Raw genomic sequence first — 16447 nt, 5'->3', positions numbered from 1 at the left:
AAGGAGCACAGCGAAATGACTAACAACGACACTCACGCGGTGACGAAGCAAGGGACGCTGACGTCTCGGGCGGCCACTGCCTTCAGCCACGTGCTGGCCGACCTCGGCAAAAACGGTATCTTCATCGCGCTTGTTGCGGTGATTGTCCTCTTCGCCTTCCTCACGGATGGGATTTTGCTGCGACCGCAAAACATCTCCAACCTGATCGTGCAGAACGGTTACATTCTCATTCTCGCGATCGGTATGGTCATGGTCATCGTCGCCGGCCACATCGACCTCTCCGTCGGATCGGTAGCAGCCTTCGTCGGAGCGATCTCCGGTGTCTTCGCCGTCAATATGGCGCTGCCCTGGTACATCGCGATCTTCCTCTCGCTGCTCGTGGGTGCACTCGTTGGTGCCTGGCAGGGATTCTGGATTGCGTATGTCGGCATCCCGGCGTTCATCGTGACACTCGCGGGAATGCTGATCTTCCGCGGACTGGCGCTCGTGGTGCTCGGCAACGCCAACATTGGCTCATTCCCGGAGGAATATCGTGCACTCGGAAACGGGTTCCTCACCGATGTCTTTGGTGAGTTCCCCGTTGACCCACTCACTATGGGACTCGCCTTTATCGCCGTTGTCGCGTTTATCGTGCAGCAGTTTCGTACCCGCCACGGCCGCCAAAGCTACGGTCAAGAAGTTGAACCGCTCGTCTGGTTCATCGGCAAGATGGTGCTTGTCGCGGTTGGTGTTGGCTTCTTCGCTTACGCGCTAGCCACCTTCAAGGGTGTGCCAATCACGCTCATCGTGCTCGCCGTACTCGTCATGTTCTACGGCATCCTGACCAACCGCAGTGTCTTCGGTCGCCACATTTATGCAATCGGTGGCAACCGTCACGCCGCAGAACTCAGCGGGGTCAAGACCCGCAAGGTCGACTTCTACATCTTCGTTCACATGGGAGTTCTTGCGGCGCTCGCCGGACTCGTCTTCACCGCCCGCCTCAATCTCGCCGGGCCGAAAGCCGGTGACGGCTTTGAGCTCGAAGCGATCTCGGCGGCCTTCATCGGTGGAGCCGCGGTGCGTGGTGGAGTCGGAACCATTGGTGGCGCGATCATCGGAGGACTGATCATCGGTGTCCTCAACAACGGAATGTCGATCCTCGGGATCGGCATCGAATGGCAGCAAGCCGTCAAGGGATTCGTGCTCTTGCTCGCCGTCGCCTTCGACGTCTTCAACAAGCGTCGCGCCAGCGGTCGCTCGGACTAGTAGGCGAGGATGCGCACAATTACGCTGTGAGGGGAGGGGGTCGGCCGCGCTGGTCGGCCCCTTCTCTGTGATGGTCGGTGCTAACGTGGCAGCCACCGTCGAAGGGAATTTCCCGTGTCAAAGAAGACCTATTCTCCGGAGCAACAAGTCGACCGACTGCGCGTCTATAACGTTGTGGCGGGCAGCCTGCACCTGTTGCAGGCGATCGGCTTCGCGATCGTTCTCACGATGCTCGGCAGTCAAGTTCTGTTCGCCGTCACGGCCGACTACTTAGCAGGCCCTCCCGGAGTGCCAATTCCTCCTGAGCGAGTGACCGTCTTCGAGGTAAATATCGGAATCGGCGTCGTGGTGTTCCTCGCATTGAGCGCGTTCTTCCACTTTCTGATTTCGAGTCCCTGGTTCTTCGCCCGTTACAAGAACGGGCTTTTGGAAAGCCGAAACTATTTCCGCTGGACGGAGTACTCGCTCAGCTCCTCAATCATGATCTGGCTGATCCTTGCGATCAACGGGGTAACCGACATCGCGGCACTATTCGCGGTCTTCGCCGTCAACGCCGCAATGATTCTCTTTGGAGCGCTTCAAGAGAAGTACGAGAAGCCTGGATCGGGTGGAATGCTGCCCTTTATCTTTGGCTCGATGGTTGGCATTGTGCCGTGGATTCTCATCCTCATCTACTTCCTGCGGCCGGGTAGCGCGAGCGAAGTGGCGGCCCCCAGCTTTGTCGTCGGCATCGTGATCTCCCTCTTCGTGTTCTTCAATACCTTTGCGATAAACCAGTGGCTGCAATACAAGCAAGTCGGTAAGTGGAAGAGCTATTTGCAGGGCGAGCGAACCTACATCACTCTCAGCTTGGTCGCGAAGACAGCGCTGGCGTGGCAGGTCTTCTCTGGCGCCATCATTCCCGCGCTGACGGATTGATGAGCTGATCCTGATCAAAAGGAAGGCCCCGCAGCTAATGCTGCGGGGCCTTCCTATTTCACGCTGGTGGGCGTGGTGTGCCGTTCGGGTCGGCAGTCGCGAAACGGTTAGAGGCGAACGATCGCCTTGCCGGTGTTTGCGCCATTCATCATGCCGTTGAAAGCGTCGAGCGCGTTGTCGATGCCATCGGTGATGGTCTCGTCGTAGGCGATCTTGCCTTCGGAGAGCCATCCCTGCATTGCCGCACCGAACTCGGGCGCGAGGTGGAAGTAGCTGCCCATGGTGAAGCCCTTGATGGTCAAACCACGGGTCACGATGTTTGCACTGTTCTTGATGCCCTCATCCTTGCCGTTGATCAAGGACATGACACCGCAGACCGCCACGCGGCCGCCGTCCTTGAACGCACCAAGTGCTGCCGAGAGGTGCTCGCCACCCACGTTGTCGAAGTAGACATCGATGCCGTCTGGTGCTGCAGCATCCAGCTGGCCAGCAACGTCGCCATTCTTGTAGTTGAAAGCGGCGTCGTAGCCGTACTTGCTCGTGAGGAGGGCAACCTTCTCGTCGGTGCCAGCTGAGCCGACAACGCGTGCTGCGCCGAGGAGGCGGGCGATCTGGCCAACCATGGTGCCGACTCCACCCGCTGCGCCAGAAACGAAGACGGTGTCGCCTTCCTTGATGTGCGCGATCTGGGTAAGGCCGGTCCAGGCGGTGATTCCCGTGATGCCGAGAACGCTGAGGAACAGCGAGGGCGAGATGCCGGGAACGTCGGGGAGCGCCGTGAACTGGCCAGCAGGGGCCTGCGCGATGTCGCGCCAGCCGAGCTGGTGCTGAACAAGAGTGCCAACAGGCAGCGATGCGTCGTTCGATTCGATGACTTCACCAACGGCTGCGCCGCCCATGGTCTCGCCGAGGTTGAAGGGAGCAACGTACGAGCGGCCCTCGTTCATGCGACCACGCATGTAGGGGTCGACGGAGAGGAAGGTGTTGCGTACGCGAACGTCGCCGTCAGCGAGCCCGGGAAGCTCAATCTCAACCTTGACGACGTTCTCGGTGGTGGGCTTACCGGTGGGGCGAGAGGCGAGCTGCCATTGGATGCTGGTGGTCATGTGATGCTCCTTGAGTTTGTAAGAGTGGTGAAAGTAGCGAGACTTGGGGGTCGTTACGACTTGTCGGCGACGATGCGCTCGGCAACAGCGACGGATGATGCCGGGTTCTGGCCGGTGTAAAGCTCTCCGTCGACAACAACATAGGAAGCGAAAGGCTCTGGAGCCTTCGAGTAATCAGCGCCAAGCTCAACGAGACGAGTTTCGACGAGCCACTTAGCCTTATCGGCGAGGCCACCGATCTCTTCTTCAGTGTTGGCGAAGCCGGTCATCTTGCGCCCCTTGAGAACCCAGTCACCGGTCTTCTTGTCGGTGGCGGCGAGCAGAGCGGCGGGGGCGTGGCAGAGCACACCGAGAGTGGTGTTGGACTTCACTGCCTCCACGATGAGCTGACCGGAGTTGTCGTCGACGGCGAGGTCTTCCATGGGGCCGTGGCCACCTGGATAGAAGATGACGTCGTAGTCACCGGCATTGACGGCATCCAGACGGAGGGGATTGTGTAAAACGTTCTGCAGGTCAGCGATGCGTGCTTCGAAGTCAGCGACGCGCTCGGCGGAACCTGCGCCACCCTCGCTGAGGCTGACGGCGTCAAAAGTGGGGGCCTTGCCTGCGGGGCTCGCAACCTGAACCTTCCAGCCGGCTTCGCTAAAGATGCGGTACGGCTCAAGGAATTCTTCGGCCCACACACCCGTGGGGTGTTCAGTGCCGTCGGCGAGGGTCCAGTGTGAGGCGGCCGAGAGAACCATTAGTACGTTTGTCATGACAACTCCTTACGAACTTATTGGCTGCTTACCAAACCAATTGGTTCGACACTATGTCGACGTGTAAGCTAAGTCAAACCAACCGGTTCGATTGGGAGGTGTTTGGTGGTTTCGACAGAAATGCCGCGTGATCAACTCCGTGGCCGCGAAACAAAACAACGCGTAATTGAGGCAGCAGCTGCCGAATTTGCGGAGTACGGTGTCGCTGGCGCGCGTATCAACCGCATCGCGGAGACAGCGAAAGCAAGCAAAGAACGAATCTATGCTTGGTTCGGCGACAAAGATGCACTGTTTGACCACGTCATGCAGACCGGTCTCGACCGGCTAGCCCATGCTGTGCCGATCGATGCTGACCTCATTGAATATGCAGTGCGACTCCACAACTATTTCGTCAATGAACCCGATGCTGAGCGCGTCGTAATGTGGGCGTGGTTACATGACGCAGCACACCTTGGGTCATTCTCGGAAGGCAGGGTCGAGGGCTACCGTCACAAACTGGAAGTCATTCGGGATGCCCAAGAGCGCGGCATCGTTGACCCATCTTGGAAGCCAGAAGAGTTGCTTGCACTGTTGCTCGCCGTCGCGAGCAATTGGGAACGTTCGCCCGCTGAACTTCGCTCCCTTGGCTGCGCGGAGTTTGCAGAAAGCGAGAAAGCACGGTGCGATTCCGTTCGTGAAGCCGCCCGCCGTCTCGTAGAGCCGCGGAGCTGACTATTCGGGTGGTCGCGCTGTGCTCGACCGAACGACGAGTTCATAGTCGATCGGAGTGTTCTCGGGAATTTCAGGATGCTTGCCTGGCGCCAAAAGGTTCATCAGAATCTCAACGGCATGTTCGCCCTGAGCTTGAGGGGATTGCGAGACCGTGGTGAGCCCAAAGAACTCTGAAAGTTCATGACCGTCGATTCCCATGATGGAAATATCTCGAGGCACGGTTAGGCCGAGATCCCTCGCGGCCAGGATGCACCCAATGGCCATCTCGTCGGAAGAGGCAAAGATCGCCGTTGGGCGGTGCAGCGGATTGCCGAGAAGCTGTTTTGCTGCGTGATAGCCGCCCTGAATGGTGAAATCGGCTGTTGCAAAGAACTCTGGCCGCGGTTCAATCCCGGCCTCGCGCAAGGCTGCTTCGTAGCCGTGACGACGATTTGTCGGAATGTGGAACTCGAGATCGAAGTCTTCCGAGCCACCAATGTGGGCGATTTTTGTATGGCCGAGCGCCAATAGGTGTCCAGTGGCCAGAGCCGACACAGCGTCATCATCCAACGTCAAGGTACGCACACCGTCAATGGGACCACCCACACCAACCGCAGGCTTGCCGAACGCATGCAAGCGCTCCACCTCAGCTGGCGAAAGTTTCAGCGAAACAGTAATAATCCCGTCAATCCGTTTGCGCTGCAAAAACACATCGAACACTGTCTCGCGTTCGGCGACACTGCCGGAGAGGTTGTACAGGGTCACGTCATAACCGTGGCGCATCAGCGCTTGCTGAGCACCTTCCACCACAGAAGTGAAGAACCAGCGAGTTAGATACGGCACCATGAGGCCAACATTTTTGGTGCGACCAGAAGCCAAGCTCGACGCGGTTGACGAGACGACATAGTCGAGAGCGGCCGCGGCCTCCTCAACCTTCAGGCGAGCGGCTGCTGATACCGGACCATTGCCGCTGAGTGCTCGCGAGACTGTGGCTGTTGATACGCCGGCGCGCTGGGCAACGTCTTCGATGCTAGCCATCAGTTGCCCTTCGTTGGATTCTGACGAAAATGGATGCCGCTCCGCCGCGGCCACGCCGTTGATGATTCTATCGACCGGCATCCATAAGCGGGAATTCGGCGCTGTGCTGGTCTCGAGACCGTGCTGGTCTCGAGACCGTGCGGGTCTAGGCCCGCAACCACACCGTTGTATCTGCTGGCAGCTCCGAGTCACCAATGGGGCCGCTCGAAAGCAACACCTCGCCGGCTGGGAGTGTTACGGCGGAGTCTCCCGTGTTGGCGTACACGAGCACATCGCCATTGCGTAAACCGAGCACTGTTTCGGCGCCGGTCTCGAGCCATTCAACGTCGCCCGTTCCCAGCTCATGGGCGCGGCGGAGTGCGAGGGCGTGGCGATACAGAGAGAGCGTTGACGTGCTGTCATCGCCCTGCGCATCGCGGGCGAGAGGTGCCCAGTCGGCGGGTTGCGGCAACCACGCGGCATCCGAGGGTCCGAAGCCGAACGCGGGGGAGTCGGCTTCCCAGGGAATCGGAACCCGGCAGCCGTCACGGCCATAGCGTTCACCGTCGGTGCGGAACCAGGTGGGGTCTTCGCGGGCCTCATCGGGCAAGTCGATCACTTCGGGCAGCCCGAGTTCTTCGCCCTGATAGAGGTAGGCACTACCGGGAAGGGCAAGCATGAGCGCGGAGGCGGCGCGAGCGCGACGAAGGCCAAGCTCGGGGATGGGGAGACCTGCCGACTTGGGGCCGATGCCGTGCCCCTGGGGGTTTTCGGCTGTTAAGGCGAGACGTGAAGCGTGACGCACAACGTCGTGGTTGGAGAGCACCCACGTGCTTGGCGCTTCGACTGCGCTGAACGCGCTAATCGAAACGTCGATGACGGCGCGCAAGGGTGCGGCGGCCCATGGCGTCTCGAGGTAAGGGAAGTTGAAGGCCTGGTGCATTTCGTCTGGGCGCACCCACTTGGCCATGTCCGTCAACGGATCAACCCAGGCTTCGGCGGCAAGAATTCGTTCACCGTCGTAGCTGTTCAGGATTTCGCGCCACTCGCGGTAAATCTCGTGAACGCCATCTTGAGCCCAGAAGGGTGCTCGGGATGCGGCGAGTGCTTCAGCGGCATCGGTTTCCGAGTCGGAAGGGCTGGCGTCAATCGCGTTCGCGCCGCCCATGCTTCCGCCGGCCACTGGAGGAGTCCAGTCGGGTAGGCCCTCGGCTTTGATCATGCCGTGGGCGACGTCGACCCGGAATCCGTCAACGCCACGGTCGAGCCAGAAACGAAGTATGTCTTCGAACTGGCGGCGAACCCAGGGGTTGCTCCAGTCAAAATCGGGCTGGGTGGTATCGAACAGGTGCAAGTACCACTGGCCGGGGGTTCCATCGGGGTTGGTGACGCGCGTCCAAGCACGACCGCCAAAGACGGACTCCCAGTTGTTCGGGGGTAGTTCGCCATTCTCGCCGCGACCGTCGCGGAACATATAGCGGGCACGCTCGTCGCTGCCTGGCGCTGCGGCGAGTGCTTCTTGGAACCAGCGGTGGTCGCTAGAAGAGTGGTTGGGTACGAGGTCGACAATCACGCGTAGGCCGAGTTCGTGGGCCCGCGCCGTCATTGAGTCGAAGTCCTCAAGCGTGCCGAATAGCGGGTCGACATCGCAATAATCGGCAACGTCGTAACCGGCGTCCCTCTGGGGCGAGGTGAAAAACGGCGAGAGCCAGATGGCGTCCACGCCGAGTTCCGTGAGGGAGGTCAGGCGGTCGCGGATGCCAAGCAAGTCACCCATTCCGTCGCCGTTGGAGTCGGCGAACGAGCGTGGATAGATCTGATAAATCACTGCGGAACGCCACCACTCGGTGCCGGGAAGAACGGATGTCATAGCCGTCACACTATCGCTTTCCGCGGTCAAATCTAAGCGCTTCCACATCGTTGTGTCCTTATCTCCCTACGAAAACCCTGAAATTTTACGAAGAGGTGCTTGCTGAAAAGTGTCTATAAGAGGTATACATGGAAGCGCTTGCAGTTTGCAATGCTTTCACTGACGAAAGGCACCACCAATGAGGGTGAACAACAAAGGACTGTGGGCCGTAGGCGCGCTCACAGTTACTGCATCGCTGGCACTCACCGGATGCACAGCAGCATCCGATTCAGCAGATAACGGCTCTGGCAACGGTGGCTCGCTCACCGTGTGGGTCGACGCCGACCGCGCCGCAGTGCTCAAAGACGCCGCAGCAGACTTCACCGCCGAGACTGGCGTAGAGGTCAAGCTCGTGCAAAAAGAATTTGGTGACATTCGTGACCAGTTCATCGCCCAAGCCCCAACAGGTAAGGGCCCCGACATTGTGATCGGCGCCCACGACTGGCTGGGAACCTTCGTGACAAACGGTGTCGTTGCTCCCGTTGAACTCGGCGACAAAGCGGATGCCTTCCAAGACGTCGCCATCACCGCGATGAGCTACGAAGGTCAGGTCTACGGCGTTCCTTACTCGATCGAAAACATCGCTCTCGTGCGCAACACGGCCCTCGCGCCAAGCACCCCGGCGACCTTCGACGAGATGGTCACCATGGGCAATGCGGCGGGAACTGAGTACCCGTTCTTGGTCGGACTCGACCCCGAAGCTGCAGACCCGTACCACCTGTACCCGTTCCAGACCTCGTTCGGTGCACCCGTATTCGGCACCGCCGGTGATGGAAGCTACGACGCCGACGCTCTCGAAATCGGCAACGCCGGTGGCGAGAAGTTCGCTGCGTGGCTCGCTGCTCAGGGTGCCGCAGGGGTGCTCAACACGAACATCACCGGCGACCTCGCCAAGGAGAAGTTCATCGCTGGAGAAGCACCCTTCTACCTGACCGGACCGTGGAACGTGCCCGCAGCTGTCGAGGCAGGCATCGATGTTGCAATCGACCCGATCCCCTCAGCCGGTGGTGAAGCAGCACAGCCATTCGTGGGTGTGCAGGGCTTCTTCGTCAGTTCCAAGAGCGAGAACGCACTCGCTGCCAACGAATTCATCGTGAACTACATGGGTAGCGAAGATGTGCAGACCGCGCTGTTCGAAGTTGGCGGACGCGCACCAGCGCTCACGGCATCCTTCGAAGCAGCAAGCGCCGACCCGATCGTTGCCGGATTCGGTGCCGTTGGGGAGAACGCAGTGCCCATGCCCTCGATCCCCGCAATGGGAGCGGTCTGGGAGTTCTGGGGTGTGACCGAAGCCGCCATCATCAACGGTGGTGACGCAACTTCGCTCTGGCAGAAGATGTCGGGCGACATTCAGACAGCTATCGCCGGATAGCTCACGGTGGCCGTCCGCCTGCAAGCGGGCGGCCACTTCCTTCCCTGCACTTCCTTCCCCACGTTCTGAATGAACCGCACGCCTTCGATGGAGAATCCCCGTGACGACACCCCCTGAGACTGATCCCGGCCCCATCCGGCAGTCGGCCCGCGCTAAGCGCGCTACCAGAATTGCGGATGCCGCCTCCGGTGGCTGGAAAATTGTCGCCATCAAGATCCTGGGTCTCGGTGTCGTGGACGCGATCGCGATCTACGCGCTGTTTGTGCTTGTGCGCAGCGAATCGTGGTTGGTGGCTGGACTCGTCGTTGCGGTCACGTTGCTCGTCAACTGGATCTACTTCTCCCGCGGAAAGCTACCCGCCAAGTACCTCGCGCCGGGCCTGATCTTTCTCGCCATTTTTCAGATCTTTGTGCTGCTCTACTCGGGCTACATCGCTTTCACGAACTACGGAACCGGCCACAATTCCACGAAAGCGGATGCCGTCAATTCGCTACTGCTGTCATCGCAGAACCGCGTTGAGGATTCGCCAAACTACCGTCTGACGGTGCTCGAGCAGCTCGGGGAGATTTCCTTTCTTGTCACCGAGCCCGACGGCAGCGTAAGCATTGGTGGCGAAGAACGTCCGCTAAAAGAGGTGAACAATGCGCGGCTCGAGGGCGGGGTTGCCGTAGGCCTCGATGGCTACACGAGTCTCGGGTTTCACGACATCCTCGGCCGCCAAAACGCCATCGCGGCCATCAGCGTTCCCCTCACTGACGACCCCAATGACGGCATGCTGCGCACCCCCGACGGCTCAAGCGCCTTCCTCTACACCTCGTCTCTCGACTATGACGAAGCCGCCGGCACGATGAGGGACAAAAACACGGGCATCACCTATTCCGATATCGGCACCGGTGCCTTCACCTCCGATTCCGGTCAAGAGCTGCTGCCGGGATGGAAAATCGAGGTGGGGCTCGACAACTTTGTTCGCGCGTTCACTGAGGAATCCATCCGTGGTCCGCTGATTAGTGTGACTGTGTGGACTTTCGCGTTCGCGTTCCTCTCGGTGTTCACGACCTTCGCGCTCGGCCTGTTCTTGGCGATCGTGTTCAACGACAAACGGATGAAGAGCCGCAAGTATTACCGGATCATCATGATCTTGCCCTACGCCTTCCCTGGCTTCTTGTCTGCACTGGTGTGGGCCGGAATGATGAATCAGGAGTTCGGCTTCATCAATACGGTGCTGTTGGGTGGGGCCGAAGTGCCGTGGCTCACGAACGAGTGGTTGGCCAAGGGCTCGGTGCTATTCGTGAACCTGTGGCTCGGCTTTCCCTACATGTTCTTAGTCACGACCGGTGCTCTGCAGGCAATCCCGGAAGAGCTCACCGAAGCCGCTACCGTGGACGGTGCAAAACCGTGGGCGATCTTCAGATTCGTGAAGTTGCCGCTGTTGCTGGTCTCGGTGGCACCGCTGCTGATCTCGTCGTTTGCGTTCAACTTCAACAACTTCAACCTCATCTACATGCTCACCAACGGTGGGCCGCGCGATGTCTCCGCCGGGGTGAATGTTGGTGCAACCGACATCCTGATTTCGATGGTCTACAAGGTCGCCTTCGTGGGAGCCAACCGCGATTACGGTCTCGCGAGCGCGTTCGCAATCATCATTTTCATTCTGGTCGCGGGCATCGCAATCATCAGTTTCCGTCGCACGAAGTCGCTTGAGGAGTTGAACTGAGATGACTGCAACAGCTCAGAAGCAGAACCCGGATGTCGCTGTCAGTCCGAATGTCGTCGTCGGCCACCCCCGACGCTCTTTCAAGCGCTGGGCCCGCGAAACCGGCTGGCGTCACATCATTGGCGTGATCATGTCGATCTTCGCCGCGTTCCCACTGCTGTACGTGTTTAGCGCGTCGTTGAACCCCGGCGGCACCCTTGTCACCGCTAACTCGCTGTTCTCGAGTTTCAACTTTGGCAGCTACGTCGATCTTTTTAACCGGCCTCAGCAGCCCTACGCAGCGTGGTTCGGCAATACCCTGCTGATCGGCGGCATTTCCTCGCTGGGAACTGTGTTCCTAGGCGCGCTCGCGGCATATGCCTTTTCGCGCATGCGGTTCATCGGGCGTCGGGTCGGGCTGCTCACGCTGCTGCTCGTGCAGATGTTTCCGCAGCTGCTCGCGGTTGTGGCGATCTTCTTGCTGCTCTCGGGCATCTCAGAGATTTTCCCCGCGATTGGGCTCAACAGCCAGATCGGGCTCATCATGGTCTACCTCGGCGGCGCGCTCGGAGTGAACACCTACCTGATGTACGGGTTCTTCAACACTGTGCCGTCATCCATTGATGAAGCAGCGAAGATCGATGGCGCAGGTCACGCGCGCATCTTCTTCACGATCATCCTGCGTCTCGTTGCGCCTATCTTGGCGGTCGTCGGTCTGCTCTCGTTTGTGGGAACGACGAGCGAATTCGTAATCGCCAGCATCGTGCTGATCGATCCAGACAAGCAGACCCTCGCGGTTGGCCTCTACCAATTCGTGTCTCAAGAGTTCTCGCGCAACTGGAGCATTTTCGCTGCCGGTGCCGTGCTCGCGGCCATCCCCGTGATGACCCTGTTCTTGTTCCTGCAGAAGTACATCGTCGGTGGGCTAACGGCAGGAAGCGTGAAGTAATGGATGCCCTTCTGCCGCACCACGATGGCTCGGCGCTGCACGTCTCTACGCAGACGCCCGCGCTCGGCGATACCGTCACGCTGCGTCTTCGCGTGCCGGTGGGTTACGGCCCGCTGAAGGCTGTGCGGGTGCGTGAAAATCCCGACCACGAACCGCGCTGGACGGATGCTCGCCTCACCGGAACCGCGGCGGGCTGGGACTGGTGGCAAGCTGACATCGTTGTCGACAACCTGCGTCACGGCTATCGCTGGTTGCTCGTGCATGATGCTGCGGATGATGTCGAGGCAAAGCCACGCCACAGCGCGTCGGATCTTGCCGCTTCCGCGCACGGCAATGCCGGCCGCATCGAATGGCTCAACCAGAGCGGGCTGCACTCGATCGAGACGCTCGACTCCGAAGACTTTGCGCTGCTTGCCACTCCGGCCGCCCCGGAGTGGTTGGCAGAGACGGTGATGTATCAGGTGTTCCCGGATCGGTTCGCCCGGTCATCCGCTGCTGACGCTCACGCGAAGCCTGAGTGGGCCATCGCTGCCCGCTGGGATGAACCGGTCGACCCGGTGTTGCCAGGGCGGTCGCAACAGTTCTATGGGGGTGACCTCGACGGCATCACCGAGCACCTCGAGCACCTGACCTCGCTCGGCGTGACGATGCTGTACCTCACGCCCATCTTTCCGGCTCGCTCGAACCATCGCTATGACGCGTCGAGTTTCGTGGATGTCGATGAACTGTTGGGCGGGCGCGAAGCGCTGCTCCGTTTGGTGGGGGAGGCCCACGCTCGCGGCCTCAAGGTCATCGGCGATCTGACGACGAACCACTCGGGCGACGCCCACGAGTGGTTTCAGGCAGCGATTGGAAAGCCGGACGCTGCCGAGGGTGACTTCTACTACTTCACGAATGACGAGCACACCGAGTACGTTGGCTGGCTGGGTACGCCAAGCCTGCCCAAGTTCAACTGGAACTCGACCGAGCTGCGCCGCCGCTTCATCGAGGGCGAAGATTCGGTGGTCGCGCACTGGTTGAAGGAGCCGTACAACTTTGACGGTTGGCGCGTGGATGTCGCGAACATGACCGGTCGAATGGGCGCTGAAGACCTCAACGAGGAGGTGCGGCAGATCATCCGTCGCACCATGGAAGACGTGAATCCTGACACGGTGCTGTTGGCGGAGTCGACGAACGATGCCGCGAGCGATCTGCAGGGTGATGCCTGGCACGGAGCGATGACCTATCCCTCGTTCACGCGGCCGGTGTGGGGTTGGCTCACTGAACCGGGGGACACCTCGCATGTGACGGCTGATGGTTCTATCGACCCCGAGGCGTGGTTCTTTGGGCAGCCGATCGGTGGCATCCCGAACTACAGCGCGCGAGACTTCGCTGAAATGACCGTACGGTTCACGGCCAGCATTCCGTGGCGCATCCGGCTCGGAAACATGAACGCGCTCGACACTCACGACACCGCGCGATTCCGCACCCATGCGCCCGCCGAGAATGTGCCACTCGCCCTCGCGCTCTCGGTCACGCTGCCAGGGGTGCCCGTCGTGTTCGCGGGTGACGAGTTCGGCCTCAGCGGTGACGATGGCGAAATGTCGCGCACACCGATGCCGTGGGGAACCGAAACTGACCCCGCTATTGCGCCGACTCTCGATGTTTATCGCCAGCTGATCGCGCTTCGCACCCAACTGCCCACACTCTCGCACGGTGGCCTGCGCTGGCTGCACGTTGCCGCTGACGCTCTCGTCTTTGTGCGCGAAGATGCCAACGCCACCGTGCTCGTGGTTGTCGCGCGCTCGCCGCTGACCGTGACGCTCCGGGCGGGGGCCATTGCCGCGACCGGGTTGGCACCGAACGACGACGCTTCGGAAGGCACCGCGACGAGCGGGGCGGATGTCACAGCACCCGCGTTCCTCACGGGTGACGCGACTCTGGCATCCTCTCCCGCCGGGCTCACGCTCTCGGCGGCCGCCCACACTTGCGCTATCTGGACTCTGCCCGGGGTCGAGTACCCCGCTTAGTCGCGCTCAGCACCGCGCCGCTGGCCGGATGCCTCAGGATTGCTGGCCGCGCAAGGGTTGCGCTGGTGTTAGATTCTGCATGGCACCTTGTGCCCTGCCGCCGTGTACCCGCGCGCCGACAAGTCCGCTGTCGAGAGAGTGGGTTGAATGCGTATCGCCGCAGTCACCGCAAACACCGATCGCGCTCTCGGGCGGGTTCTGCGCTCCCTGGCGATCGAGCTCTTGTGGCTGCTTGGCGCAGTGGGCCTCGCGTTGCTTGTGGTCACCTACTTGGCTGGAACATCTGGGCGTGGCGAGTTGATGTTCCTCGATGGCGATTCCATGATCGTGCCCCTATTCTCACGGTCACTCCTCGAGGGCACTGCGAGCAATTGGGCGATGTCTGCCGTGCTGTTCGTGCCCGAGATCGCCCTGTTCCTTCTGCTCTCGCTGGCTGGCCGGGGTATCCACGAAGCACAATTCCTTTCGGCGGTTGCGAACTTTGTTGCCCTGTACCTGGTGTTTCGAGTTGCCGCACTAACGGTGGTCAAGGGCAACCGGGCGGCGCTCGCAGCGACCGCAGGTTTCGCAACCGTATGCCTCCTCGCGATCACCGAGGGCAGCGGTGATGGCGATAGCCCAGAACTTGCCTCGCTTGTGGCGATGACCACCTATTACGCAGCGACGGTCTTGGGCGCCGTGCTCGCTGTGGGCTTTACGCGCCGCATCGTCGCTAGCCCATCGCCGCGACGCGGCCTCGTGATCGCACTCTTCGCCATTGTGGCGCTTTCGGTATTCTCCAACCCGCTCTACCTTGCGTGGGCCACTGCGCCCCTTGTCGTGATCGTGATTGTCGTTACCGCTGGTCCTCGCTGGGGGCGCCCGCCGCTGTGGACAATCGTCGCGCTTGTTGGCGGCTCCGCGCTCGGGTATCTGCTGCGGATTCCGCTCGCGCCGTGGATCGTCGCAGACCCGGATAACTACCTTCAGCCGAGTCGCTCCCGGGCATCCTTCGAGTATTACTGGTCCCTGCTCCTTGAACGACTGTCGAGTCCGGCCGGCGTTCTCGCGGTTGCCATCATCGTCGCGCTGACACTGCTCGGCGTGTGGCTTACCGTGCACTCGCTTCGCCACGGTGCCACCGCCTCCGCTGTTGTCGCGGCGTATTCGTGGTTTGCTCCCTTAGCGACCACGGTTGGCTTCATCCTGATGGGCACCGAAGCGTCCCGTTACTTGCAGCCGTGGGCTTTCGCTCCGGCTCTCGCCCTTGTCGTTCTGATCGCGGATGCGCGGCGCGCGGCACCCGCCGAAACACCGTGGCGGCGGCTCATAGCTTTCGCCGCAGTGCCCGCGTTGCTCGGCGGTGCCGTGTTTGTCGCGGCACTTCCGGCGGCAGCCCAGCGAGCGACCGAGCAGGATGCATCACTCACCTGTGCCGTCGGCTGGGTGAACGCGTCAGGCGCGGTTGGTGCCGGCCAGTTCTGGAGTGTTCGCGCCGTCAAGACTCACGCGGATGATCCGACCAAGCTCATCCAAACCGATTTCGCTCTTCGCGACTACGCGTGGCTGGTCGATCGAGCAGACTTTACCGAGCGCGAGGTGTCATTTCTGATTGTTGACGATCAGAGCTCGCCCTTCACTCTTCCGCCCGCCGCCGAGGACCTGCCCTCGACCACGATCGACTGCGGCCGCTTTCAGATTCTCGACTTCAGCCCGGCGAGTATCACTCGGCCGTAACGTCGATGAGCACCTTGCCGACCGCTCCGCTCTCAACGAGAGCATGGGCATCCGCCGCGTGGGCAAGATCGAAACGGTGCAGCGGCAAACCTGTCTCGTCACCGATGCCGAGGGCACCGTCTTCTAGCGCCCCGTTGATCGTTTCTCCTGCCGCGCGAATCGTGTCGATCCCGACGGTGTACAGCAGCACGAATTGGTAGCGCACGTTGAGCGCGAAGTGGCGGCGCACGTCGAGAGTCACGAGATCTCCGCCGTTGTTGGCGTAGACCGCGATTGACCCCCGATTGCGGATGACCGCGAGGTCGAGGTCCGCATTCTGGGCGGGGGCGACTTCAACAATCTGATCAACACCATCTGGAGCGATCGCGCGAATCTGGTCGACGATGTCGGAGTCGGTGTACGTGAGCACATGGTGGGCGCCAGCCGCGGTGGCGAGTGCAGCTTTCGCTGGGCCGCTCACGGTCGTGATGACGGTTGCTCCGGCCCACCGCGCCAGTTGAATGGCGGCATGACCGACAGCGCCGGCTCCACCGGCCACGAGCACAACTTTGTCAGCGAGAGCAGTTGGATGCAGTTGGTCGGGTCCGTCTTCGGCAACGGTGAGCGCGCGGTACGCGGTGATCGCGGGAACCCCGAGGCTTGCACCCTGGTCAAAACTCGCGCTGTCTGGCAGAACGAAAACCCGTTCGGCGGGAAGCACCGCCTGCTCTTGACTCGTGCCGCTGCTCGCGCGCTGGTACGCGGCAAGCGCCAGCCACACGCGATCACCCACGCCAACATTCTGAACGTCAGCGCCGATCGCCTCGACAATTCCGGAACCATCTTGGCCGGGCACGACGTCGTCGAAGGGCAATGCCTGACCGGATGCTGCGCCGCGGCGTGACTTCCAATCGGTAGGGTTTACCCCGCTCACGACGATGCGCACGCGCACCTCATCAGGACCGGGTTCGAGCACTGGCCGCTCCACAAGCTGAAGGACAGAAGGGTCGCCGGTCTCGCGGTAAACAATTGCTTTCATGCTGAGGACAACACGGTCGAGGGGCGGGAAATTTCTCCCACCACCAA

General features: G+C 60.9%; 13 protein-coding genes. 8 read left to right on the top strand and 5 right to left on the bottom strand.

The annotated features are described in order from the left end of the window. Positions 1-15 precede the first annotated feature (15 nt). Both mmsB and heR read left to right on the top strand, forming a co-directional pair. Positions 16-1245: a multiple monosaccharide ABC transporter permease gene (mmsB, locus tag ACOH1Z_RS10415; RefSeq protein WP_449648424.1), complete on the top strand. Its 1230-nt coding sequence runs from the start codon at positions 16-18 to the stop codon at positions 1243-1245. Between the two features lie 114 nt (positions 1246-1359). Beyond that, on the top strand, positions 1360-2163 hold the full coding sequence (gene heR, locus ACOH1Z_RS10410) for a heliorhodopsin HeR (protein ID WP_449648423.1): 804 nt from the start codon (positions 1360-1362) through the stop codon (positions 2161-2163). A 107-nt stretch (positions 2164-2270) separates the two neighbouring features. Here heR and ACOH1Z_RS10405 read toward each other — a convergent pair whose 3' ends face one another. Both ACOH1Z_RS10405 and ACOH1Z_RS10400 read right to left on the bottom strand, forming a co-directional pair. After that, positions 2271-3269, bottom strand: a complete 999-nt coding sequence (locus ACOH1Z_RS10405) for an NADP-dependent oxidoreductase (RefSeq protein ID WP_449648422.1) — start codon at positions 3267-3269, stop codon at positions 2271-2273. Between the two features lie 53 nt (positions 3270-3322). Next, the gene (locus ACOH1Z_RS10400) at positions 3323-4027 is read right to left on the bottom strand and encodes a type 1 glutamine amidotransferase domain-containing protein (protein ID WP_449648421.1); all 705 of its coding nucleotides are present in this window, start codon (positions 4025-4027) and stop codon (positions 3323-3325) included. Positions 4028-4132: 105 nt separating this feature from the next. Between ACOH1Z_RS10400 and ACOH1Z_RS10395 the strand changes: the two genes are divergently transcribed. Then, on the top strand, positions 4133-4738 hold the full coding sequence (locus tag ACOH1Z_RS10395; protein WP_449648420.1) for a TetR/AcrR family transcriptional regulator: 606 nt from the start codon (positions 4133-4135) through the stop codon (positions 4736-4738). Here ACOH1Z_RS10395 and ACOH1Z_RS10390 read toward each other — a convergent pair whose 3' ends face one another. Together ACOH1Z_RS10390 and ACOH1Z_RS10385 are read right to left on the bottom strand one after the other, a co-directional pair. Beyond that, positions 4739-5755 (bottom strand): LacI family DNA-binding transcriptional regulator, encoded by a 1017-nt coding sequence (locus tag ACOH1Z_RS10390; RefSeq protein ID WP_449648419.1) that lies wholly within the window; start codon positions 5753-5755, stop codon positions 4739-4741. It abuts the gene before it with no gap. 145 nt (positions 5756-5900) lie between these two features. Continuing rightward, positions 5901-7604: a glycoside hydrolase family 13 protein gene (locus ACOH1Z_RS10385; protein WP_449648418.1), complete on the bottom strand. Its 1704-nt coding sequence runs from the start codon at positions 7602-7604 to the stop codon at positions 5901-5903. Between the two features lie 178 nt (positions 7605-7782). On the opposite strand from ACOH1Z_RS10385, the gene ACOH1Z_RS10380 reads away from it, so the two are divergent. The 5 genes from ACOH1Z_RS10380 (at position 7783) to ACOH1Z_RS10360 (ending at position 15382) form a co-directional block, all read left to right on the top strand. Continuing rightward, a complete protein-coding gene (locus ACOH1Z_RS10380; RefSeq protein ID WP_449648417.1) occupies positions 7783-9015 on the top strand; it encodes a sugar ABC transporter substrate-binding protein in 1233 nt (410 codons plus the stop codon). A gap of 100 nt (positions 9016-9115) precedes the next feature. Further along, a complete protein-coding gene (locus ACOH1Z_RS10375; protein ID WP_449648416.1) occupies positions 9116-10729 on the top strand; it encodes an ABC transporter permease subunit in 1614 nt (537 codons plus the stop codon). A gap of 1 nt (position 10730) precedes the next feature. Further along, complete coding sequence (locus tag ACOH1Z_RS10370; protein ID WP_449648415.1) at positions 10731-11657, top strand: sugar ABC transporter permease; 927 nt, start codon at positions 10731-10733, stop codon at positions 11655-11657. Beyond that, on the top strand, positions 11657-13666 hold the full coding sequence (locus ACOH1Z_RS10365; protein ID WP_449648414.1) for a glycoside hydrolase family 13 protein: 2010 nt from the start codon (positions 11657-11659) through the stop codon (positions 13664-13666). Before ACOH1Z_RS10370 ends, ACOH1Z_RS10365 begins: the two co-directional genes overlap by 1 nt. Positions 13667-13813: 147 nt before the next feature. After that, positions 13814-15382 carry a hypothetical protein gene (locus ACOH1Z_RS10360; RefSeq protein WP_449648413.1) on the top strand — a complete coding sequence of 523 codons (1569 nt, stop codon included), beginning with the start codon at positions 13814-13816 and terminating at the stop codon, positions 15380-15382. Here the strand turns inward: ACOH1Z_RS10360 and ACOH1Z_RS10355 are convergent. Beyond that, positions 15369-16400: an NADPH:quinone reductase gene (locus ACOH1Z_RS10355; protein ID WP_449648412.1), complete on the bottom strand. Its 1032-nt coding sequence runs from the start codon at positions 16398-16400 to the stop codon at positions 15369-15371. The genes ACOH1Z_RS10360 and ACOH1Z_RS10355 overlap by 14 nt on opposite strands. Between the last annotated feature and the right edge of the window lie 47 nt (positions 16401-16447).

This window comes from Rhodoglobus sp., assembly GCF_053580035.1.
The sequence above is the reverse complement of the archived record's forward strand: the minus strand, read 5'-3'. Positions and strand labels throughout refer to the sequence as shown.